The sequence below is a fragment of the Spongiibacter pelagi genome, assembly GCF_014705705.1.
In the GTDB taxonomy this organism is placed as follows: Bacteria; Pseudomonadota; Gammaproteobacteria; order Pseudomonadales; family Spongiibacteraceae; genus Spongiibacter; species Spongiibacter pelagi.
The window spans coordinates 149,599-171,199 of the sequence record NZ_JACXLD010000005.1 but is presented as its reverse complement, the minus strand read 5'-3'; the positions used below and the strand labels follow the sequence as shown (position 1 = coordinate 171,199).

The following is a 21,601-nucleotide window of genomic DNA, read 5'->3' as shown; positions in this document are numbered from 1 at the left end:
TTATTTTTTTGAAGAATCGATCATGAAATCTACCTTAAAACCTCTTGTTATTTTTTCTGTGGGCGCTCTTTTGGGCGGCTGTGCTTTGATGGGTGGCGGTGAGAAGCCGCAGCCAAAATATGATGAAAGTGCGGGAGTTGCGGCACAGGCTCAGCAGTTCATCGAGATTAAGAATAAAAAAGCCAATAAAAATGTTACCCGTGTGGCACTGACCACCTGCCAGGTTGCGTTTGCCGTGAAGCAAAGCGGTGGTTCGCAAACCTCTGGCCATATCTTCGACAACCGTGATTACACCGTCGAGGCAAAAGTGAGCCAACACTATCATCTGAAAGGGGTGACGGATGCTGAGCTGCAAGCCATTACGGATCGGGTGTGTAGCCAAGGTGAGCAACAGTTAAGTGCAGCGGGCTTTGATGTTATGCCTGCGGCCTCTTTGATCAAAACGAGTGAGTTTCAAGACTTGAAAGAAAGTGGCAAAGACTCTCCACTGAAGTTCAAAGTTAAGAGCACGGAATACTCGGTATTTGCACCCACAGGCTATCGGGTGACAGATGAAGCAACAGCCAATGCCGGTCTGACTGGCGGGCTAACGAATGCCTTCAAACAAATGGGCGGAGCAAACCCAGCTAGTAAAGAGGCGACTTTGGCCCATCGTTTAGGCGTTACACCGGCGCGCTTGATGTTCGTGGTTGATATGGCCTCAATTACAGAGAATAAAAAAGGTTTGCTTGGCATGAATCAGACAGCGATGGTTGAGGGCAAGGTGAATTTGCAGGTGGGCGGCACCTTGATGCTCGTGCCACCGGGCAAGATGTCACAAACCATGCCGGGCTCTGATAAATGGACTTATGGCGCGCATATGGTTCCAACCTATTTCACCAAGCACGCTTTGTTTACCGATGAGGCGTTTTATTCCTCGGTGGAAGACAGCACAACAACGGGCGATAAGGTGTCTGACGGAATTACGACTGCGCTTGGTTACTTATCGGCGCTAGGGGGCGGGACAGGCAAAAAATCTAAGACGAGTCGTTACGATGTTAATGTTGTTCCAGATAAGTTTTCCGCTCTGATTCTGAAGAACGGGATGAACTTCGTGGATATGGCAGCGTATTCAGCAAAGCAATAGACTGACAATAATTGGTTTTTTTGTGGCGACTCGGCCAGTTGTGGCCGGGTCGTTTTTTTATGTCTGTTTGCTTGACTGAAATTTGAGATAAACTCACAGCTACCATTGGGATACTCTTGTCGCTGTCCTTCAATGCTTGTATCTATTAGCCTGATGTATCGCTGAGTTGTATCGCTGAGTCGTATCGAATGCCCACCCCGCACCTGCCTTCACTTAACTTGATTCGTGTTTTCGAAGTCGCCGCACGTCGATTAAGCTTCAAAGACGCCGCGAATGAACTGTTTGTGTCGCCCCCAGCAGTTAGCCATCAGATTAAGGCGCTAGAGGAAAACCTTGGTGTCACTTTGTTTCAACGAGAGAACCGTAAAATATCCCTGACGGCAGAGGGCAAGCGCTACTATTTGCATGTTAAACGCGGCTTAGACTTGATTGATACTGCCACACTGGCCGTACGCAAAGAGCGAAAAAAGCAGCGCTTTGTCATCAATACTCTGCCAAATATTGCAACGCTATTACTGTTTCCCAATATCCACGAATTCCAAGCCAAGTATCCAGAGCTGACGATTCAGATCGATGCCGATATTTCTCGTGTTAATTTGGAAAACTCAGAAAACTCGGAAACCACTGTCGCAATCCGTCACGAATGCGGTAATGAGCCCGAGCTTACCTACCATCCTCTAGTAAAACTCTCACTGACGCCTATTTGCACACGTCGCTACCTCGCCGAGCACCCCGGTTTGGCAGAAGGCGACTTCACTGGCTGCCGGATCATCAAAATTTCTAACGACAGTTATCAGTGGCCAAGATGGCAGACGCAATGGGGCCTGCTCCCGGATACGTCGAATGAGTTGGTTGTCAGCACGGTTCAGACCAGTATCGAGGCCGTGAAGAGCAATATCGGCGTTGCAATGGGCTACCTGCCCACGTCCTACCAATTCATGCGTAGTGATGATGAGCTCGTGCTGCCAATGTCAGAAAAGGTGACGCGATACGGGGAATGTTTTTTAACCTACAGCAATAAGTATCGGGGCGATAAAGTCATTCAGGACTTCCAGCAGTGGGTGTCTGGCATCATCGCTAAAGAATGGCCAGATAAGATTATCTAATCCGAAGGCGTTGAATTATTCATTTGTCAGCCCCTTGTTCACGGGGGAAGATACTCGGCAATCTCAATGGAAGAGTGATCGCCAATATGCCCCTCGACAACGCCAGTATGCTGTATTCCGACGCAAAACCGCTGCCTCTCACGCCACGTGAACACCAGGTGCTTCAGGAACTTGCACAGGGTAAAAGCAATAAGATGATTGCCAATATCTTATCTATCAGCATGTACACGGTAGACGGCTACGTGAAAGAAATTTACCGAAAACTCGGCGTTAGAAATCGTGCGATGGCGACACTGGTTGCCATTCAGTGCGGCATCCTCGAACTGAATCAACTTCAAATGGCTAACTCTTAGCCGCCACTGCCTCATCGTAACTGTATTCGCATAGCCAGCCTTTCACGCGCAACTTAACTTCAGATTAGCTGCGCTTTCAAAATGCTCTGGTGAATATAAGCCCGATTCGACACAGCACCCCTGAATACGGGGTTGTTGGTAGGGCCGGCCCCCGCGAATACTGCTTGCAAAATTATTCAGAGGTTTCGCGCTGCCGTTATTGCAGCGACGGAACGCAATAATCCTAGAGTCGGAGAGCATTATGAAATTTGCAACTTGGAAGCACCTTCCTGTGCTGGCGCTGGCCTTCACCGTGGCAGCGTGTAATGAAGATCACAAATATCCTCAGGGCGGTAAGTCAGATTCGGTAGCGGTATCACCGTCTCTCGGCTTGGTGTCCAATGCCCAAGTTAACATTTATGAAGCAGATGGCGTCACACTTATTGGCACCGGAACAACCGCTGCTGACGGTAGCGTTAGCGTGGACTACAGCCGTTACCAAGGGCCGGTAGTAGTAGAAGTACTCGGTGGCGATGGTGCTAGCTATTACGACGAATCCGCCAAGGCAACACTGGCTTTTCCAGCGGGTCAGAGTATGCGCGCAATGGCGATCGCCCCTAATCCTGCCTTGGCGGTAACACCGCTGACCCACCTCGCATATGAGATCGCTGTGGCCCGAGGCAACTCTCCGCTGACAAGCGATATTGTGAGCGGGATTAACGATGAGGTTCGCGCTGCGATCGCGCCAAGTTTAACCAGTATTCTAAGCGTTCCGAGCCTAGTGTCTGACGCGACGGAAGCCAACAGCCTTGATGATACCGAGGCGGGGCGCCACGCCCTGTTACTGGCCGCCCTCGCGGAAATGTCATCTGGCGAAGGATTACCTGCGGTGAGCACCATGAATGCGCTGATTGCCGATGGTAAAGACAGTGCGCTGGATGGTATGTCGGAGGGCTCCTCAGTGGCCGTTCCCTACACTGATTTTGTGGCGGACTTGTCAGCAGCTATCAATTCACAGGCTGCACTGTTAGCCAACACCGATCTACAGGCAAACGCAGCACTCCTCACTCCCGATTCAAACACAATAGGTGACAACGCGTCGGGCGGAGAAACCGGAGGCGAGACTGGCGGAGAAACCGGGGGCGAAACTGGCGGGGAAACCGGAGGCGAAACCGGGGGCGAAACTGGCGGAGAAACTGGAGGCGAGACTGGCGGAGAAACCGGGGGCGAAACTGGCGGAGAAACCGGGGGCGAAACTGGCGGAGAAACCGGGGGCGAAACTGGCGGAGAAACCGGGGGCGAGACTGGCGGAGAAACCGGGGGCGAAACTGGCGGAGAAACCGGGGGCGAAACTGGCGGAGAAACCGGGGGCGAAACTGGCGGAGAAACCGGGGGAGAAACTGGCGGAGAAACCGGGGGCGAAACTGGCGGCGGCGGTGTTGCGGGCGACCTCGACAACCCGGTTTACGATCCTTTGAATGGCAAGAACGGCGCTTATTTGAAGTTTACAGATAGCAATTATCGCTATTTGTTGGATTACGCCAGCGTTTATACAACATTGAGCGGTGTTCGGCAGCTGCGATTTAATGTCGATACCCGTAACGACATCGATACGACAGAGTACGAAGGCTTAGTGCCTGCTGTTATGTATCTTAATGTTCCTCATGTTCTGGGCGAGCAAGTCTGCGACGATCAGCTACAGATGGTGCTGTCGATGAATGCCGTTACCGGAGCGCCAGCTAATCGCGGCGATTACACGGCCAGCGACTGCAGGCTACGTACTGACTACGTCAGCGAATTGGGGGGTATTCAAGGCGTTATTCTTGCGGCCACACTGGAGAAGGACGAGTACGCTATTCAGCTTGAAAATGTGCCGTTCCGCGTTTATGACCATGTGGGCGTACAAGGAACACTTGAAGGTGACTTGCCTCGGAACTATTTTGGCAGTATCGAACTGGCCGATAATCCAAGTTATGAACTCGGCTCAGAACAGTACTTCCTGCTGGATAATCCTGTTGGCCTTGGCGGTACTAGCCCAGAGGACGGCACACCCCCATTTCAGGGCAATGCCTCCGATATTATTAGCTTGCACGCGGGCACCCAGCCACAGGGAGGCTTTGCTGGGGATACAACCTACCACTGTGGCACCGAGTACCGAAATCGTGCTGGCGCCATGCACATGTGGGTAAAAGTCGGCACCTATTTGCTGGAGCAACGCTATACCTCAGACGAGGCCAGTGGTGAGTGTGAAATCGTGACCGTGTCGCGCGGTGGCAAATTCTATGACGCTAGCTATACCGCGACCTTGTTTGCCCAGGAAAATTTATTAGAGGGCGACGATCGCCGTTTGGAAATCAGTGGGAAATTCCGTAATTATGCGGTCGTGCTGACGCGCCCAGATGATGACAACGGTGATGAAGGCGACCTAGCTCCGGACGAAGTCGGCGTGACCATGCGCATTGAAGACGGCAGTGGTCATTGGCAAACCAGTGATCGTTTCAAGTTTATCTACGATCCCTTCGATCAGCTATACAGCTACGAGTCCTCCTACAGTCAGTATGGTCATCGCACCATGGATCGCCGCAAAGAACTCAAACTGGACATAATTAATATGCCGCGTGAAGTGGGTGTGCACCACTGCGCCGATGTAAACAGCAGCGATAATCGCGCGGTACAGGTGAATCTACAAGCGATTGGCGCCCTGTATCAGACTACGCAGTACGACCGCGACGCCAAAGCCGAGTTGACACTGGACGGCGCCGCCTGTCAGGTAGAAATACTCTCTGACGACGATGGCTACGTGACGGGTACCTATTCCGCAACAGCGCAAATCATTGATGGCGAACAAATCATGCCCGACGGCGACAATGTCGTGCGGATCTCGGGCAGCTTCCGTCGCAAATTGGAGCCGGTGCCCGAGTCTTGAGTAGACTTAGAGAAAGGGCTGGGTACGCTGTTAGAGCTGCCTGGCCCGCCTAATCCAGCTCTCACTAAACAGAAAATCGATCTCTACACCAGAAAGAAACCCATATGTTGCCACACAAAAAAAAAGAAACTAATATGCTTCTTTATTGATTGATAGCAATACATGTGTTTCATTATGAATTCACTACTCGAGCAAATCAAAAAACGCCGTATCGCACTGAAACTCAAGCAGCACGATATGATGCTGCGCGTTGGTATATCGCGTCAGCAATATCAGCGTTTGGAATCCAAGGGCAATCCGCGACTTGATACTCTTGAGCTAGTCGCTAAGGGACTCAAAAGTGAGTTGCTGCTAATTCCGCAAGAAAAATTGAATGCTGTGCTGGCGGCACTAGCCGACGATACTCTTTCAAGCTCTGAGCCATCAACTAAGGGAGTAACCAAGCCAAGCCAGACGGGAAAAGAACAAAGTAACCCACTGGCCGATGATCCATGGCAGGGCTTGCTAGGAGAAAATGAATGAGCGCGGACAGCCATGACCAAGTCAATGTTCTACAGCTCACAATTCATGGCGTGCTGATCGGCTATCTCGCTGGGTTCAAGAATGGCCGCAATGTATTGAGCATCGCAGACTCATTTAAAAATGATCCCAAGCGTCCGACATTCAGCCTTATCACTCACCCCTCGTTCCCGAATGCCGTCAAGCTGATGGCAGAACCATGGGCACGGAATCAGCGGCTGCATCCTGTGCTTTCAAACTTGCTGCCAGAAGGCTCGTTACGCGAGCTAATCGCACAAGGCCTGAAGGTGCACGTAGATAATGAATTTCACATTCTCTCTTACCTTGGCGAAGATTTGCCGGGGGCAATCGAAGCCACACGAATGGAGCCTGAAGATATTCCTGATTACGTACTGGAAACGCATGGAATAGCTAAGGCAGCCAAGTTCGATAAAGTCACCCAAGAAAACAAGTTTTCATTGGCTGGCGTGCAAATGAAGTTCTCCATGAAAGAGAAGGATGGGCGCTATAACTTAGCCAAGGGTAACGTGCTGGGTGACTGGATAATCAAAACACCTTCAACCAAGCACAAGTTTGCGCCACTAAACGAATATACCGCCATGTCGCTGGCGGGGCTCGTTGGAATTGATATTCCTGAGATCAAACTTGTTGAGCTAGATAAGCTCGACAATTTGCCACAAATTAACTTGCCAGATGAAAAGCATGCCTTTGCCATCAAGCGATTTGATCGGGACGGCAACCAGCGCATTCACATGGAAGACTTCGCGCAAATTCTGGTGAAGTACCCGCACGAAAAATACACTTCAGCTAATTATGAGAATATAGGCAAAGTCATTTATGACTTCTCTGGTGACGGGCTTGCCGACACTCAACAGCTCGCAAGGCGATTACTGGTGAATGTTCTCTTGGCGAATGGCGATGCACACCTAAAAAACTGGAGCTTCTTGTATCTTGATAAAGTAACGCCACGGCTGTCTCCTGCCTACGATATCGTTACAACAAATGTATATATCGAAAATGAAACCAGATATGCGCTCAACTTAGACAAAACCAAAGAATGGTATGCCGTTACTATGGCACATTTTCAGGCATGGGCAGGTAAATCGGGCATTCCGTGGAGGGCGATAAAACCACACCTAGACGATGCAATGAGCAAGGCGAGAGAATTATGGCCTGAGGCTCTCAAAGCGTTACCGATGGACGAATCTCACAAAGAAAGTCTTAGATCGCATTGGGCTAAGCTTCAGGACGATTTTAAGATCGAGACCACAAAGTAAAAGTAATGGCGTGGCCCCAAATCTCCCACGGAACCTTGCGTAGCAATACTTGTGGCTTTGCTAAGCGTGCCAGCATTGCAGAGATAAAACATCATTTTCTCCGCGTTATATGCGGACAATACCGTTGCAGATGCGGAGATAAAACGCCATAATCCCCGCAAAAGGCGCGGAGATTATGGCAAGGTATATCCACGAACTTCCCAACTGGCCCAACTTCAGCTTCGATGAAGCCATCATCGCGGAGCGGCTACCAGCCGTTTCCCGCAAGCAGGGTCGTCTGCTCGGGAGAATGGAATCCCTCGGTTTTGAATTACAGCAGGAAGCCGAGCTCTACACGCTGACTGAAGATGTACTGCGGACCAGCGAAATTGAAGGAGAAATCCTCGACAAGCAGCAAGTACGCTCCTCTATTGCCCGACATCTGGGAATGGATATTCCAGGCCTGATCAAAGCTGATCACGCTGTCGAAGGCGTGGTGGAAATGATGCTGGACGCTACGAGGCACTTCGATAAGCCACTCACCAGTGAGCGCCTACACTCCTGGCACGCAGCGCTGTTTCCAACCGGACGTAGCGGCATGTCCCAAATCAGCGTCGGCGATTGGCGTAAGACTGAAGCCGGCCCCATGCAAGTAGTATCCGGGCCAATAGGCCGAGAAACGATCCACTTTGAAGCCCCGGATGCCGGACGGTTACCACAAGAAATGGCGCGATTCCTCGAATGGTTCGAAGCTCCATTTAAAGGTGACCTCAATCTTAAGGCGGGTATCGCCCACCTCTGGTTTGTCACGATCCACCCTTTTGAAGATGGTAATGGGCGGACAGCCCGAGCGCTGACAGATATGCTGCTGGCCCGAGCTGAGGGCAATCCACATCGATTTTACAGTATGTCCGCCGAAATACAGCGGCAGCATAAATCCTATTACGACATTCTGGAGAAAACCCAAAAGGGCAATTTGAATATCACGCCCTGGCTGGTCTGGTTTCTGGAGGCTCTTGAAGGTGCCATCGATGGCGCGGAGATCATCACTGGAAAAGTGATGGCCAAAGCCAAGTTCTGGTCATGTAACGTGGCGCAGAACTTCAATGCGCGCCAGCAAAAAATGTTAAATCGACTGCTGGATGGCTTTGAGGGAAAGCTGACTTCATCGAAGTGGGCAAAAATCTGCAAATGCTCGCAGGATACAGCTACTCGGGATATTAATGACTTGATCGAAAAAGGCGTGTTGGAAAAAGAACCCGGTGGAGGCCGGAGCACCACCTATACATTGGTAACGGTAGTGTTGTAGAGCCGCCAATCGTCACAGGGTTAAAAAAAGTACCAACATTAAAAAAGGCGAACCAGCTAAGTGCTTGATTCGCCTTTTCTTTTGTTGGTAGCGGGGGCTGGATTTGAACCAACGACGGTTATGAGAATGATCTTATAGATACATTTTAAATGTACTTAAATTGCCATATATTGCATAAATCATTATGATAAATAGACTTTTTGAGGGTTTCGCTCACGGACGTAAGAGCACTTTATGTCACAAGAAGCAAAGGATAAGTGTCACAGAACTCCTAAGGAGGAGCTGACCTTCAGGCTCGGAAAGCGATTTTCTTCGCTGGTAGAGTGGGCCTTTGATAACGGCTTACAAGAAGAGCTGGAAATAATATACCTCCTTCTTGGCCTCAACCCCAACATTGTGGGTATTGCCAATCTCGCAGAAGAATTTGATCACCCCGAGTCTCGCGAGATCCTCAAAGACTGGTCTGGCCATTCATACACCGATAGGCTGCGGCGGTTTACGACAACCTTTATAAGAAATACTCAGATCAGTAGCCGACACGCGGCTATTTCTCCTAGCGGCACAATAGAACAAGTCCGCCGTCAGTTCCCTGAATTTGAAAAGAGAACCTTTTTACTCACTCTCTATACGACCGTCCTATCTCCCAGTAAAGACGCCAGCATCTATTCTGAGCGGCGGCGTCTGCGCATGTGGTTAGCGGTGCAAGCTGCAGAACGAATTGTTGAATCTAACAATGTTGCGGACAAGGAAATCAGTCAAGCTGCTCGCTTTCTTGCGCTAGGGCATGGCAATTCTCGGTGGCGGCTTGTTGATCAACTTTTGACCGCCGCTAAGCGGTTTAGAGCTGACGCCCCTGAAAATTTTGACCGGTTTTCTGACTCCCTAAGATTGGCTTCTCGTCAGGTTGGTGCTGATACTTCAGGCGACAGGGCTGCAAGTCGATTTTTAAATGCGATTAACTCGATAGCCGCTGGAGAAAGCACGCCTTATCCAGAGCTTAAGACGCTTATTTATGATGAGCGGCGCTTTGCAAGTGCACCTCCCATTTCCACGATACAGTACGAGAGTGATTCTGGAGCGTGCGAGCTGGTTCTTGGTCATGACACAGAAGATGAACAGTCTGAATTTACTTGGGTTGTTCCTACAGATCCTACGGATAGCCCAGAGCAGCAACAGCGCAGTTCTAACAGCTTTTTCATTCAGCGAGCGGAAGAATCGCACTATCTTCCTTGGAGCTATGACGGTGTTCTACCGCCAGAGCTTCCGGTTTTGGATCGGTGGATTGATCGATCTCTGCGTTCCACTGAGCGTACTATGGCTTTGGGCGGTGTGCTTGTCTGGCTGTCGTGCCGTTTTGGTCGGTCATTGTATTTTGCGCAGCTAATAAAGATTTCTGACCAATTGGGAGATGAGTGGAGCATCACCACAGATCTTTGTCATCTCCAACGCCAATCACCTCAGCGGCGAAACTCATGGCAACCAAACAATGAAACAACATCTCTTGTGGAGCCCTTCTCGCGAGAAATCCAGCTTGAGTTACCCAAGCAATTAACGGCGGCTCTGGAATACGTCACCTCCAATTTAATAGGCGATGAACCGCAGCTTGGGCAGCTATGGCAAAGCTTTTGTTCTGATCCCGTAGAACGATGGTTCAATGATGTTTGTCGCGAACATTTTCCGAGGATTTCGTCTTCAAAGTTGGCACAAGTATCCGGTTTGCGTGCGTATCAGCAAACCGGTGATCACAATCTCGGACGTTTGGTTTCATCTGCACCAAACAGTGGCCTTCCGGGAGCTTGCGGATATGCATCATGGGATATTAAAGCGATTGAAAAGGGACTTTCACTCACGACGAGTTCGTCAGCTAACGACAACGTCAATATTTTAGGAAGCTTATTGGTTCCTCTAGAGAGCGTCATACAACTAGAAATTCGACACGCGACTCAGCGAATCAAAAATACCCTCATAGAGGGTGACTGGCTTAGTTTTCATAATCAGTTTGCTCAATATTGTGTGATCGCACTTTATGCCGCAACTGGATGCCGCCACTTACGTGATCCTTTTGAATCGCTTGCGCACTTCAACTGGCAATATCGCCTTGTTTATATCAACGACAAAACAGATGACGGGTTACACAGTGGTCGGCTAGTACCACTTCCAGAGTCGGTGTGCGCTCTTTTGCGAAGTTATGTGAAGTATCTGGCCAAACTCGCTGACGCGATTTCCACGCTCAGGCCTGAGCTTGCTAGTAAGCTGGCGATGCTTTTGGAAGGTAGGTCCACACCCCTACCTATGTTCTTCAAGTTAGATAGCGCGCTCAAATGGCACTCTATGGGGGATCACGACTTACCTGGTGGAGAGTTGCTGCAGTGGTCACTCCCTGCCAATGTCTTTCGTCATCGTTATGCACAGCGACTGGCCCGTTCAGGTGTCTCAATTGAAGTTATCGATGGCTGGATGGGGCATGCTGAGCGCGGAGCGGCAACCTACAGTGATTACTCACCTCGATCGAGGCTCTCTGATTTTAAGCAATATAAAAAAGAGCTCGAGGAGCTTTTCGGCTCCCTTCTATTCGAGCTAGAGGCCTTTGATGAACTCGAGCCTAATTTTAGTGAGTTCTTTTTAGATGCCACAGGGTATCGTGAACCCATTCGGTTTGGTTTTGCCGAGCGCCGCTGGAACCGTAGCCAAGATCTCAAGCGAGTCATTCGGGAAGCGAAAACGGATATCGCGCTAGCTACTCAAATTACGCCATTGGCCTCAATGTCGGCTCAAGAGTTGGATAAGTTAGTTCAGCGCATGCTTTATCGTGATGGTTCATTACCTCATCCTTACTCGGCCATTCGTCTACAATTGCTGATAAAAGAGGCTGACCTAGCCGGCGCTGCTGCAAAATCTGCGATAAAACGTAGAGTCGTCAATGTTCGCCCTGAGCGCTCGCTACTGACAGATGAAGTTCCCACTCAATTGGGGCGATTAGAGTTAGTCGAAAAATGGTCTAAAAAAGCCAAGAGACAGTACATCAAGGCGCAACTCTCCAAGGCGAAAGCGCTTCAGATGGGGGCGGTACTATTCTGTATTGAAAAACGGATCAGTTATCTGCGGATGATTAGGGATATCGCTTGCGGTCATCATTTTCATGTTATTCAGCATAAAAAAACGTATTTCCTTGAATACAGTGAGACCCTGATTGTTGATTTGCATTTAAAACTGACCCGGCATTTGCATTTAAAGTTGACCCACCCCATTTGCCTAATTATGGCGTAGTTTTCGGTTTTCTGCCGGTCTTAATTTCCTCCCTGTTTGTCGTTGAGTTTTTTAGTCGGTAACTATCATTGCCTGTTTCGAGGATATGGCAGTGATGCGTTAATCGATCTAATAGCGCCGTCGTCATTTTTTCGTCCCCGAACACCGTCGACCATTCAACAAAGCTGAGGTTGGTTGTAATGACGATGCTAGTGCGCTCATAGAGTTTGCTTATCAAGTGGAACAACAAGGCGCCGCCAGCCTGACTGAACGGTAAGTAGCCTAGTTCATCCAAGATCACGAGGTCGGTATAGATCAACCGATTCGCAAGGCGCCCTTGTTGTCCTTGCTGCTTCTCCTGCTCAAGCGCATTAACCACCTCGATCGTTGAGAGGAAGCGCACCCGCTGTCTGTGCTGCTGGATAGCTTGAACTCCGATGGCTGTCGCAAGATGCGTTTTGCCCGTGCCCGGCCCGCCGACTAAAACCACATTCTGGGCGTCCTCTAGGAATTGGCATCGGTGTAGCGACTTAACAAGCACTTCATCGACGATACTTTGCTGGAAGTCGAAGCCAGTCAGGTCTCGGTAGGCTGGGAACTTCGCCACCTTCATCTGATATTGGATCGAGCGCACATCCCGTTCAGAGGACTCGGCTTTGAGCAGCATGCTGAGTACCGGTAACGCATTTTGATATGCCGGTGATGCTTGCCCAGATAGGGCCAAGATCGCATCTGCCATGCCGTGTAGCTTCAAGGACTTTAGTGTTGCCACCATCGCTTCAGTGTTCATGCTGAGTCCTCCTCAGGTTGTCGTAGCGTGCTGTATTTGCCATAGGTTCCGTGACGAGCTTGAGAGTGGGTGGAGGCTTAAGAGGCTGCGGTCGAGGTGGTTGCTCAAGTCGGTTTAAGCAATTGAGAACATGTTCTTTAGACGATTCCCCTAATGCCAGCGCCTTAACAATGGCTTGTTCTACTAACGCCTCATCATGCAACAGGACGAGCGCTAGGATATCCGCCATTTCTCGGTCACCTCCTGGACGCTTTAAAAGCTTGGTTTGCAGCAGTCGGAAGCTCTCAGGTAATGTGCTGAACGGCGCACCATTGCGCAGTGCGCCGGGTTTACGTTGTACAACGGTAAGGTAATGGCGCCAGTTATAGATGGTTCGTCCTTGAGTACGTTTATCACGATTAAAAACACGCTCATGCTCCGCAACCACTTGGGCTTCTGCAACGATCACCAGACGTTCTGGATAAATCCGCAGGCTGACCATGCGATTAGCGAAGCTCGCTGGAACGCTATAGCGATTATGCTCATGGGTAATCAGGCAGGTTGAGGACACCCGCTTGGTGTCCTCAACAAAGCCGTCAAAGGCTGGCGGCACAGGCATCATCTCAGGCAGCTCATCGGTCAAGCACTCGGCCAACGACCGTGCTCTAAACTCGGGATGGGCTGTCTCTTGCCAACGTAGCTGACAACGCTGTTCCAGCCACCGATTTACCTCGGGTAGTGAAGTAAAGTTGGGGGCGTCATACCAAAGCCCGTGGCGAGCATCGAGCACCGCTTTCTCTACTTGCCCCTTCTCCCAGCCTGAGGCGGGGTTACAGAACTCGGGTTCAAAGAGATAATGGCCGACCATGGCATAGAAGCGCTTATTAATCTGGCGCTGTTTACCTCGCCCAATTTTATCGACGGCGGTCTTCATATTGTCGTAAATGCCGCGCTGAGGGACGCCACCAAAGGCCTGGAAGGCGTGATAGTGGGCGTCGAACAGCATCTCGTGTGTCTGGGTCAGATACGCCCGGAGATAGAAGGCTCGACTGTAACTCAGCTTGAAGTGCGCGATCTGCAGCTTAGTTTTGACACCGTTAATCCTGACCCAGTCCTCACTCCAGTCAAACTGGAAGGCTTCGCCCGGAGCAAACTGAAGCGGTACGTAAACATGCTTGCTAGAGAGACGCTTAGCCTCATCTTGAGTTTGTCGCCAACGGCGAGCAAAGGCAGCAACACGATCATAAGAGCCGGTGTAACCAAGCCCTGTGAGGTCGCGATGTAGCTGCTTAACGGTTCGCCGCTGTTTACGGTGTCGTCGCGATTCTCGAAACAGCCAGCCTGTGAGAATCTCGTCGTAGTTGTCTAAGTTGCTGGGTGTCTTGCGAGCCGGGTAGGCTGGCTCGACAACATCACTGGAAAGGTATTTGCGTACCGTATTACGAGACAAGCCAGTACGTCTGACGATCTCTCGAATTGGCATCCCGTCACGTAGGTGCCAGCGTCGAATTACACTTAATAATGCCACGTCTATCACTCCAAAATACTCCCGCGACTTCGTCGCGGGAGAGTGTTACACGTGGGTCAAAATTCGATGCAAATATAAGGGGTTAGTGGGTCAGTTTTGGATGCAATTCAACACTAAGGCGTTAAATGTCGCAAAGCCGACTTCAGGCTCTTGCATAAATTTTTAGCCCACAATTTTCATGATTTTCTGAAATCAAATTCCAAATTTCTTCCTTCAAAACGCCTAAGAATTCTTCAAGGAATATTGGCGAGTCTGGAGCAATCGTATACTCCTCTACAGTTCCGTCGCTAAGTTCTTGCATAATCACACCATGCCATTGCTTTTTAAGGCCTGTGAATTGTGCGGAGGCTTTTTTGATGGGCTTGTCTGGCCAGTACTCAAGAACAAGACGCTTTTTGGGTGATTTAGCTTTTCTCTTTGATTTACGTGACTTGGGCATTTATAGGATAGGCTGGATTCAAGAACTAACATCCTATCTGAAAATTCCATTACTGGCACCTAGCAGCCCACCTTGTGCTCATTGCTGCAACCTATTGCGACCATGTGGAGGTTTAGTAAAAGTAATGGGATTGCGGAGTGCTACCACAAAAAATGGAAATGATGACACGACGAGCGTATGGTTTTAGAAACTTTGAAAATTACAGATTACGAGTGCTGGCCCATTGCGGATGGGATGGTGTGATTAACGGGGTGAGATGAGTGCTATCCCCCGTTGATGTTGTAGAGCCTAGAGCCTGTGCCGAGTCGAAGCCCGAAGGTCATGCAGGGCATGGTTTTACAGTGACGGATTTTCAAAATCGTCACAGAAAACGTCACAGATCGTCACAGGGCTTAAAAATTTACCGACAATAAAAAAGGCGAACCAGCTAAGTGCTTGATTCGCCTTTTCTTTTGTTGGTAGCGGGGGCTGGATTTGAACCAACGACCTTCGGGTTATGAGCCCGACGAGCTACCAGACTGCTCCACCCCGCATCAGAGGCTGCGCATTGTAGGGAAACGGTTTTGCGAATGCAAGGGAATCCGCTAATTATTTGAATAACGGTGATTTTATAGCCAACTCGCTGTTTATTTGAGCGGTTTGTTGCCAAAGGCGAGCCAAACGTATGGCCTGCAATGCAAACGCTCTCCGTAAAGCAGGAATATTCCGCAACGCCCCCCCCCTTATCTCCACTTTGACTCGTAATTACGCTTAAACGTTTCTTCGCCCATCGCGCTGATTTGATGCTCAATCATTTTGTCGAAGACGCCGAGAATGGCATCAAAATCCTCACTGTTATGCAGCGCATTTAATGCCTGAGCGGTAGCTTCGATTGTGGATAAACCATCAGCGCGGGGAGATTTACGAATGCGATAGCGGCTTGGCGTTGCTGGCTGCAATGCCAAGCACGGCAACTGGGTAAGCCAAGGGTTCATGTGGATTAACTTGGCCGTTTTACGCCAAGTCCCATCCAAGACAATCAGATTTTTTAAGGCTAAGGTCTGCGCTTTTTCTGCCTCAATAACCCGCTCACCGGGGTACAACAACACGCTAGTTTGTTGCCAATCCGCCCCGAGAATTTCGCAGGGGTCGAAGGTTTCGCCCACCAAAAGTTGGCTACCAATAATCGAGCGGGCCAAAAGCGGTGCCGTGGAAAGTGCATGGCGAGCTTCTTTGGGGTGCTGCAATATTATTAATTGATAGGCCGAGCGCCGCTGAACAATGGCCCCGCAAAGGCAGGTCGTTGCGGGGCGCAGACATTCAGAACAGGTAGGGCGAGAGCTCACTGGGGCAATCCAAAACGGAATAAGATGCTTCTATTATTCCCCGGCGCCCGCCCCTATCGCAATTTTCAACACCGCCCAGGCTTTGGCATTATCGTTAATGGCAGATGCCGCGCTGAGGCTTGCTGCCAGTGCATTGCGGTCGGTGTCGAGTAAATCCAACAAGGTAATGGCACCGGCCCGAAAGTTTTCTTGCGCCATTGCCAACGCTTGCTGATAGCTTTCTGCAGCCTGCTGCAACGCGGTAGATCGCGCCGTGTAATGCTCAAGGTTTGACTGGCCAATTTGCACATCTTCCACGGCTTTTAAAACGGCGGCTCGCCACTGAAGCTCAGCCTGAGCAGCAATGGATTCAGCCGCATCGCGGTTAGCGCGCAAAGCCACTTGATTGAAGATCGGTAGCGAAAGCTGCGGACCAAATGTCCAGCTCTCTAGCCCATCGCTAGCGCCCACCGTGCCGCTAAGAGAAATGGCCGGATACAGCGCCGCTTGCGCCACACCCACATTGGCAACGGCGGCCGCTAAATCCGCTTCGGCGCTGCGCACATCGGGTCGATTTCTTAATAGGTCGGCAGGCACACCCAATTCGTAAATAGCCGGTGTTTCAAGCTGTTCTGAAGGGGCCTCCATTTGCGCAAACACTTCTGTCGCAGAGGTATTCAACAGAGTGGCTATGCTAAACACATTGGCTGAAAACAGCGCTTGGTAACGCGGCACATCGGCTTTTGCGGTTGCCAGCAAGGCTTCTGCGGTAGCCACTTCGAATTGAGTAGAAGCCCCAGCTTCAAATTGCAGGCGGATAATTGCCGCCGTTTGTTCCCGCGCAGCAATGGTATTCTCGGCCAGTTTTTTTACCGCTTGGTAGTAACGCGCATCGGCATAAGCAGAAACCAGCTCGGCCAACCACGCCAAGCGCACGGTTTGCGATTCAGCTTTTGCCGCAACTAAATCAGCAAGTGCGGCCTCGCGACCACGCTGAACGCGCCCAAAAAGATCGACAACTAACGCCGCACTTAATTGCTGAGAGTCTATGACCTGCACACCATCAATGGCATCACCGCCTTGGCGCACATTAGCCACATCCAAGCTACCGGAAACCGCGGCACTCAGCCCGGTCGCCTTGGCGTTTGCTCTTGCTTGCTGAATCCGTTCTATGGCCGTAAGCACATCAAGACTTTGCGACAAACCCTGTTCAACCAATGTCGACAGCAAGGGATCGTTATAATCCTGCCACCAGCGCTGCTGGGCAACATCAGCCACCGCCGCCGCATTCGCGCCGATGAATCGATCTGACAAACTGACATCTGGACGCTGATAATCTGGTCCCACCGCACAAGCCGCCAATAGAAGAGGCAATATCACTAAGGCCTTTTTCATTGCGCATCCTCCAGTTTAGAGGCGGCCATTCGGGCTTTTAGATTGGCGGTTACCGCCATCACCACGACATAAAACACCGGCACCAATAACATGCCAATCACGGTGGAAAAAATAATGCCGCCCAACATGCCAGTACCAATGGATTTTTGCGCGTTGGCGCCCGCACCACTGGCCAGAACCAAGGGCAGAATGCCGAAGCCGAACGCGAGTGAGGTCATTAATATTGGACGCAAACGCTGCTGAGCAGCAGTGATAGTTGCCTCAACCAAGCTCATTCCTCGATCCCGTAAAGTCTCGGCAAACTCAACCACCAGAATCGCATTACGCGCAGCCAAACCGATGGTGGTCAGCAAGCCAACTTTGAAATACACATCATTGGACTGCCCCAATATCCAAGTAAAGAACAGGGCACCTAACACACCAATAGGCACCGCCATCATCACCGCAAAAGGCACCGTCCAACTTTCATAAAGTGCAGCCAAACACAGAAAAACCACCAATGCAGAAAGCGCATACAGCATCGCTTCCTGATCGCCTGAAAGTCGTTCCTGATAGCTAAGACCTGTCCATGCCACACCGTAGCCGCCCTCTAATTCAGCAGTGAAAGCCTCCATGGCCGCCATCGCATCACCAGAGCTAACGCCACTGGCCGCTGCCCCAGAAATTTCCAGTGCACGGGTGCCGCCGTAACGAACCAGCTTAGGCATTTTCGCTTCCCACTCACGGCTAATCACCGCAGCAAGAGGCAGCATTTCTCCCGACTTATTGCGGATATACCACGACTCAACATCTTCCGGCTGCATCCTCCAAGGCGCATCGCCCTGTACCAATACTTGCCGCAGATCGTTACCCAAGGGGAAATCATTAACATAGACCCCGGCAAAAACCGTGGCCAACATGCTGTTTATATCCGAGATCGACACGCCGAACGCTTCCGCCTTGCGCTGATCAATAGCCAAACGCAGAGTCGCCTGAGGATTGTCGTCATTGCCACGTAAAGAGGTCACACGACCGTCAGCGGTTGCCCGTGTAATCAATTCATCGGCCGCCGCTTTGAGCGCCGCATCACCATTTCCACGCTGGTCTAGCAAGTACATGCTGAAACCCGATGTCGTTCCCATTCCGGGTATTGCTGGCGGTTGTAGGAAGAAAATCTGGCCGTAGCGATTATTAAAGAAATGTCGGTTGGCAGCGTTCATGACATCGGTAGCGGAAACACCTGGGCGCTCCGAATACGGCTTGAGCTTCACAAACATCATGGCTCTATTCTGACCAGAACCTGTAAACGAAAAACCCACCACCGCATATACCGACTCTACGGAATCAGCATGATTTTCCAGCATAAAGCTTTCTACTTGCTCGATAGTATCTTGAGTCTGCTGAAAGGTCGCGTTATCTGGCAATGTCACCAAAGACAGCAACACCCCTTGATCTTCCGTGGGCAAAAACGAGGTTGGCACCCGCTGATAAATCCAGCCCAAGGCCAAGCCGACAATTAATAAAATCGCCACTCCACGACCGGGCCGACCAGACAGTTTTCTAACGCGACGACTGAATCTCTCGGTTAAATAATCGAGGGTTTGATTAAAGCGATTTACAAACCGCCATTTATGAGCACCTTCACCATGACCGCCCGGACGCAAGAGAGACGCGCACATCGCCGGCGTTAGAATCAAGGCCACAAACAAAGAGAGCACCATGGCCGAAATTATCGTTACCGAAAACTGGCGATAGATTACCCCGGTAGAGCCGGTCATAAATGCCATTGGCAGGAATACTGCCGACAACACCAATACAATACCCACTAGCGCTGGCGTAATTTCTGACATGGATTTTTCAGTAGCAGCAACCGGACCAAGTCCCTCTTCATCCATTAATCGCTCAACGTTTTCCACCACGACAATAGCGTCGTCGACCAACAAGCCAATGGCCAATACCAAGGCAAACATCGACAGCGTATTGATCGACATATCAAATGCCGCCAATACACCAAAGGTGCCTAACAACACCACCGGCACCGCTATGGTTGGGATCACGGTGGCGCGCCAGCTTTGCAAGAACAATAAAATAACCAGAAAAACCAGCACAATGGCTTCAAACAAGGTGTGATACACCTGCTCAATAGACTGCTCAACAAAAGGTGAGGTGTCGTAGGGAAAGGTAATTTCAACCCCGTCGGGCAGAGCGCCAGACAAACGCTCCAGTACCGCACGAACCCGTGCAGCGGTTTCTACCGCATTGGCACCGGTTGCCAAGTTAACGCCAAAACCTGCCGCAGGAAGGCCGTTTTGACGACTAATGCGACCGTAACTTTCCTGCCCCAATTCAACCCGTGCAACATCGCCCAAATAAACCGCCGAACCATCGGCATTGGTTTTCAACAAAATCCGCTGAAAACCTTCTACGCTAGATAACTGCGACTGCGCCGACATCGCCACGGTAATCTGCTGACCTTGCACTACCGGCTGCGCACCAAGACTGCCTACGGTCACATTAGTGTTTTGCTCGCTCACAGCGGCGGTCACATCCGAAGGCGTTAATTGGTACTGATAAAGCCGCTCCGGGTCTAACCAAATGCGCATGGCGTATTGGGTACCAAATACACGAATCGCACCGACGCCCTCGGTACGCTGCACCGCGGCCTCAAAGGTCGCCCCGAAAATATCGCCCAGCTCAACCGAGGAATAACCGCCATCTTTTGCAACCAGCGCGCCCACCATCAAAATGGAACCGGTAGAACGCTGCACTCGAACACCCCGCTGAATCACCGAGCTGGGTAGTTTTGATTGCACCTGCGAGAGCTTATTCTGAACTTGTACCTGCGCCATATCCGGGTCGACGCTGTCGTCAAAGGTCAATGACACGCTGCCCTCGCCCTCTGTCGAACTTGAGGTCATATAGATCAAGCCGTCCAAGCCGGTCATGCCATCCTCAATCACCGTGGTCACAGAGTTCTCGACGGTTTCAGCAGAGGCCCCACTATAGGTCGCACTCACTTGAACGGTAGTCGGAGCAATCTCCGGGTATTGCGAAATCGGCAAACTGTTCAGCCCAAACACGCCAATCAGCATAACCACAATCGCCAATACCCAGGCAAATACTGGCCGATGAATAAAAAATTTAGCCATTATTCAGTCACCACGTTTGCTGGGCGGGTCAGGCCGTTTTGATCAATATTTACCTTAGAAGCGCTTACCGCTTGTCCGGGCTGAAGGGACTTCAAACCATCCACAATGACCTTGTCACCGGGATTTAATCCTTCATAAACAATCCAATTGTTTTCAAAACTGCCCTCATCCCGCAGGCTTAGCTGACGGGCCTGTTGGTTTTCATCAACTATAAACACGGTCAGCTTTCCGGTTTTATCCCTGTTAGCCGCGCGCTGTGGAATCAGAAAAGCATTGACCGTACCCAGCGTAAATTCACCGCGCAAAAACATACCGGGAAGAATCACTTGTTCAGGATTTTCAAAAGAGAAACGCAGCGTAAACGTTCCGGTAGAGGTAGAGACGATATTACCCAGGGTCACGATCTTGCCCGCACTCTGAAACACATCGCCGTTTTCCAATGTGAGTGTGGCCGCCAGATTTTCACTCAAAGACAAATGCCCCGAATCTACCTGCTGACGCACTGAAATTCGGTGAGCGGAAGCATCGACCATATCGACATAAATCGGGTTGGAGCGAACAATCGTTGTGAGCGCAGAACTCTGCCCCGCACTGACCAAATCACCAACAGAAACCGCAGCCACCTCGGGATGACCATCAATCGGGCTGGTTACCGTCGTCCAGCCCAAGCGGGTTTGGGAATATTCCAATGCGGCTTTAGCTGCATCAAGACTGGCTTGAGCCTCTGCCAAACCGGAGCGCGCACTTTCGACCTGCGCCTCGGTGTAACCACTACCCGCCAGCTTTTGGGCCCGCTGATATTGGGATTTTGCAACGGGATAATTGGCCTTGGCTTTTTCCAATGTCGCCAGATCCGCCGCAACCTGCGCCCGATAACTGGCATCATCAATGCGAAACAGCGGATCACCCACTTTCAATTCCGCCCCCGGCGTATACAGGATTTCTTCGATCACACCCTCTACCCGAGGCCGAACCGCTACCGACTGATAAGCCACAGCTCGCCCCGGCAAGGTAACCACCAACGGCACCGGCTGCTGCGCAATTTCAATTACACCAACCGGTTTCGGCCCCATAGGACCCGGCATCTGTGCATTACTCGCCGAACCGACAAAGAATAGCGACAGCACTGCAACACGACGGAAAAGATTTTGACCTAGACTCATGGAATTTACCCTTGACGTAGACGTCATAAAATATCATATTCTGCAATGATTACAC

Annotated in this window: 16 protein-coding genes and 1 tRNA gene; 9 read left to right on the top strand and 8 right to left on the bottom strand. The window is 50.7% G+C overall.

The annotated features are described in order from the left end of the window. Nucleotides 1-22: 22 nt before the first annotated feature. From IB286_RS10530 to IB286_RS10495, 8 genes are all read left to right on the top strand, one after another. Nucleotides 23-1,126, top strand: coding sequence for a hypothetical protein (locus tag IB286_RS10530; protein WP_190765287.1), 1,104 nt, complete (start codon nucleotides 23-25; stop codon nucleotides 1,124-1,126). Between the two features lie 188 nt (nucleotides 1,127-1,314). Then, complete coding sequence (locus tag IB286_RS10525; RefSeq protein ID WP_190765285.1) at nucleotides 1,315-2,232, top strand: LysR family transcriptional regulator; 918 nt, start codon at nucleotides 1,315-1,317, stop codon at nucleotides 2,230-2,232. 86 nt (nucleotides 2,233-2,318) lie between these two features. Further along, entirely contained in the window at nucleotides 2,319-2,585 is a 267-nt protein-coding gene (locus IB286_RS10520; RefSeq protein ID WP_190765283.1) for a response regulator transcription factor, read from the top strand. 241 nt (nucleotides 2,586-2,826) lie between these two features. Next, a complete protein-coding gene (locus tag IB286_RS10515; protein ID WP_190765281.1) occupies nucleotides 2,827-5,490 on the top strand; it encodes a hypothetical protein in 2,664 nt (887 codons plus the stop codon). Between the two features lie 174 nt (nucleotides 5,491-5,664). Then, entirely contained in the window at nucleotides 5,665-6,012 is a 348-nt protein-coding gene (locus IB286_RS10510; RefSeq protein ID WP_190765279.1) for a helix-turn-helix domain-containing protein, read from the top strand. After that, a complete protein-coding gene (locus IB286_RS10505; RefSeq protein WP_190765277.1) occupies nucleotides 6,009-7,286 on the top strand; it encodes a type II toxin-antitoxin system HipA family toxin in 1,278 nt (425 codons plus the stop codon). The genes IB286_RS10510 and IB286_RS10505 overlap by 4 nt, the downstream gene beginning before the upstream one ends. Nucleotides 7,287-7,461: 175 nt before the next feature. Continuing rightward, the gene (locus IB286_RS10500; protein ID WP_190765275.1) at nucleotides 7,462-8,574 is read left to right on the top strand and encodes a Fic family protein; all 1,113 of its coding nucleotides are present in this window, start codon (nucleotides 7,462-7,464) and stop codon (nucleotides 8,572-8,574) included. A gap of 234 nt (nucleotides 8,575-8,808) precedes the next feature. Then, complete coding sequence (locus tag IB286_RS10495; protein ID WP_190765273.1) at nucleotides 8,809-11,841, top strand: site-specific integrase; 3,033 nt, start codon at nucleotides 8,809-8,811, stop codon at nucleotides 11,839-11,841. On the opposite strand, the gene istB is transcribed toward IB286_RS10495, so the two are convergent. The 3 genes from istB to IB286_RS10480 all read right to left on the bottom strand — a co-directional run bounded on the left by istB (nucleotide 11,831) and on the right by IB286_RS10480 (nucleotide 14,556). Further along, complete coding sequence (istB, locus tag IB286_RS10490) at nucleotides 11,831-12,610, bottom strand: IS21-like element helper ATPase IstB (protein WP_190765271.1); 780 nt, start codon at nucleotides 12,608-12,610, stop codon at nucleotides 11,831-11,833. The genes IB286_RS10495 and istB overlap by 11 nt on opposite strands. After that, nucleotides 12,600-14,126, bottom strand: coding sequence for an IS21 family transposase (gene istA / locus IB286_RS10485; protein WP_450097556.1), 1,527 nt, complete (start codon nucleotides 14,124-14,126; stop codon nucleotides 12,600-12,602). Before istA ends, istB begins: the two co-directional genes overlap by 11 nt. Nucleotides 14,127-14,259: 133 nt before the next feature. Beyond that, nucleotides 14,260-14,556, bottom strand: a complete 297-nt coding sequence (locus IB286_RS10480; protein ID WP_190765267.1) for a hypothetical protein — start codon at nucleotides 14,554-14,556, stop codon at nucleotides 14,260-14,262. A 152-nt stretch (nucleotides 14,557-14,708) separates the two neighbouring features. On the opposite strand from IB286_RS10480, the gene IB286_RS10475 reads away from it, so the two are divergent. Next, nucleotides 14,709-14,816, top strand: coding sequence for a hypothetical protein (locus tag IB286_RS10475; protein ID WP_398285038.1), 108 nt, complete (start codon nucleotides 14,709-14,711; stop codon nucleotides 14,814-14,816). Nucleotides 14,817-15,012: 196 nt separating this feature from the next. Here IB286_RS10475 and IB286_RS10470 read toward each other — a convergent pair. From IB286_RS10470 to IB286_RS10450, 5 genes are all read right to left on the bottom strand, one after another. Then, nucleotides 15,013-15,089, bottom strand: a tRNA-Met gene (locus IB286_RS10470). Between the two features lie 189 nt (nucleotides 15,090-15,278). Then, nucleotides 15,279-15,881: a tRNA-uridine aminocarboxypropyltransferase gene (locus tag IB286_RS10465; RefSeq protein ID WP_190765265.1), complete on the bottom strand. Its 603-nt coding sequence runs from the start codon at nucleotides 15,879-15,881 to the stop codon at nucleotides 15,279-15,281. 33 nt (nucleotides 15,882-15,914) lie between these two features. Next, a complete protein-coding gene (locus tag IB286_RS10460) occupies nucleotides 15,915-17,255 on the bottom strand; it encodes an efflux transporter outer membrane subunit (protein WP_190765263.1) in 1,341 nt (446 codons plus the stop codon). Beyond that, nucleotides 17,252-20,383: an efflux RND transporter permease subunit gene (locus tag IB286_RS10455; protein WP_190765261.1), complete on the bottom strand. Its 3,132-nt coding sequence runs from the start codon at nucleotides 20,381-20,383 to the stop codon at nucleotides 17,252-17,254. Before IB286_RS10455 ends, IB286_RS10460 begins: the two co-directional genes overlap by 4 nt. Then, entirely contained in the window at nucleotides 20,383-21,546 is a 1,164-nt protein-coding gene (locus IB286_RS10450) for an efflux RND transporter periplasmic adaptor subunit (RefSeq protein ID WP_190765258.1), read from the bottom strand. Before IB286_RS10450 ends, IB286_RS10455 begins: the two co-directional genes overlap by 1 nt. Nucleotides 21,547-21,601 lie beyond the last annotated feature (55 nt).

Bases quoted from the DNA above. Each gene is read 5' to 3' on its own strand.
- IB286_RS10450 (WP_190765258.1), bottom strand. From the start codon at position 21,546: ATGAGTCTAGGTCAAAATCTTTTCCGTCGTGTTGCAGTGCTGTCGCTA.
- IB286_RS10475 (WP_398285038.1), top strand. From the start codon at position 14,709: ATGGAAATGATGACACGACGAGCGTATGGTTTTAGAAACTTTGAAAAT.
- IB286_RS10505 (WP_190765277.1), top strand. From the start codon at position 6,009: ATGAGCGCGGACAGCCATGACCAAGTCAATGTTCTACAGCTCACAATT.
- IB286_RS10525 (WP_190765285.1), top strand. From the start codon at position 1,315: ATGCCCACCCCGCACCTGCCTTCACTTAACTTGATTCGTGTTTTCGAA.
- IB286_RS10510 (WP_190765279.1), top strand. From the start codon at position 5,665: ATGAATTCACTACTCGAGCAAATCAAAAAACGCCGTATCGCACTGAAA.
- IB286_RS10515 (WP_190765281.1), top strand. From the start codon at position 2,827: ATGAAATTTGCAACTTGGAAGCACCTTCCTGTGCTGGCGCTGGCCTTC.
- IB286_RS10520 (WP_190765283.1), top strand. From the start codon at position 2,319: ATGCCCCTCGACAACGCCAGTATGCTGTATTCCGACGCAAAACCGCTG.
- istB (WP_190765271.1), bottom strand. From the start codon at position 12,610: ATGAACACTGAAGCGATGGTGGCAACACTAAAGTCCTTGAAGCTACAC.
- IB286_RS10480 (WP_190765267.1), bottom strand. From the start codon at position 14,556: ATGCCCAAGTCACGTAAATCAAAGAGAAAAGCTAAATCACCCAAAAAG.
- IB286_RS10495 (WP_190765273.1), top strand. From the start codon at position 8,809: ATGTCACAAGAAGCAAAGGATAAGTGTCACAGAACTCCTAAGGAGGAG.
- IB286_RS10460 (WP_190765263.1), bottom strand. From the start codon at position 17,255: ATGAAAAAGGCCTTAGTGATATTGCCTCTTCTATTGGCGGCTTGTGCG.
- IB286_RS10455 (WP_190765261.1), bottom strand. From the start codon at position 20,383: ATGGCTAAATTTTTTATTCATCGGCCAGTATTTGCCTGGGTATTGGCG.
- IB286_RS10530 (WP_190765287.1), top strand. From the start codon at position 23: ATGAAATCTACCTTAAAACCTCTTGTTATTTTTTCTGTGGGCGCTCTT.
- IB286_RS10500 (WP_190765275.1), top strand. From the start codon at position 7,462: ATGGCAAGGTATATCCACGAACTTCCCAACTGGCCCAACTTCAGCTTC.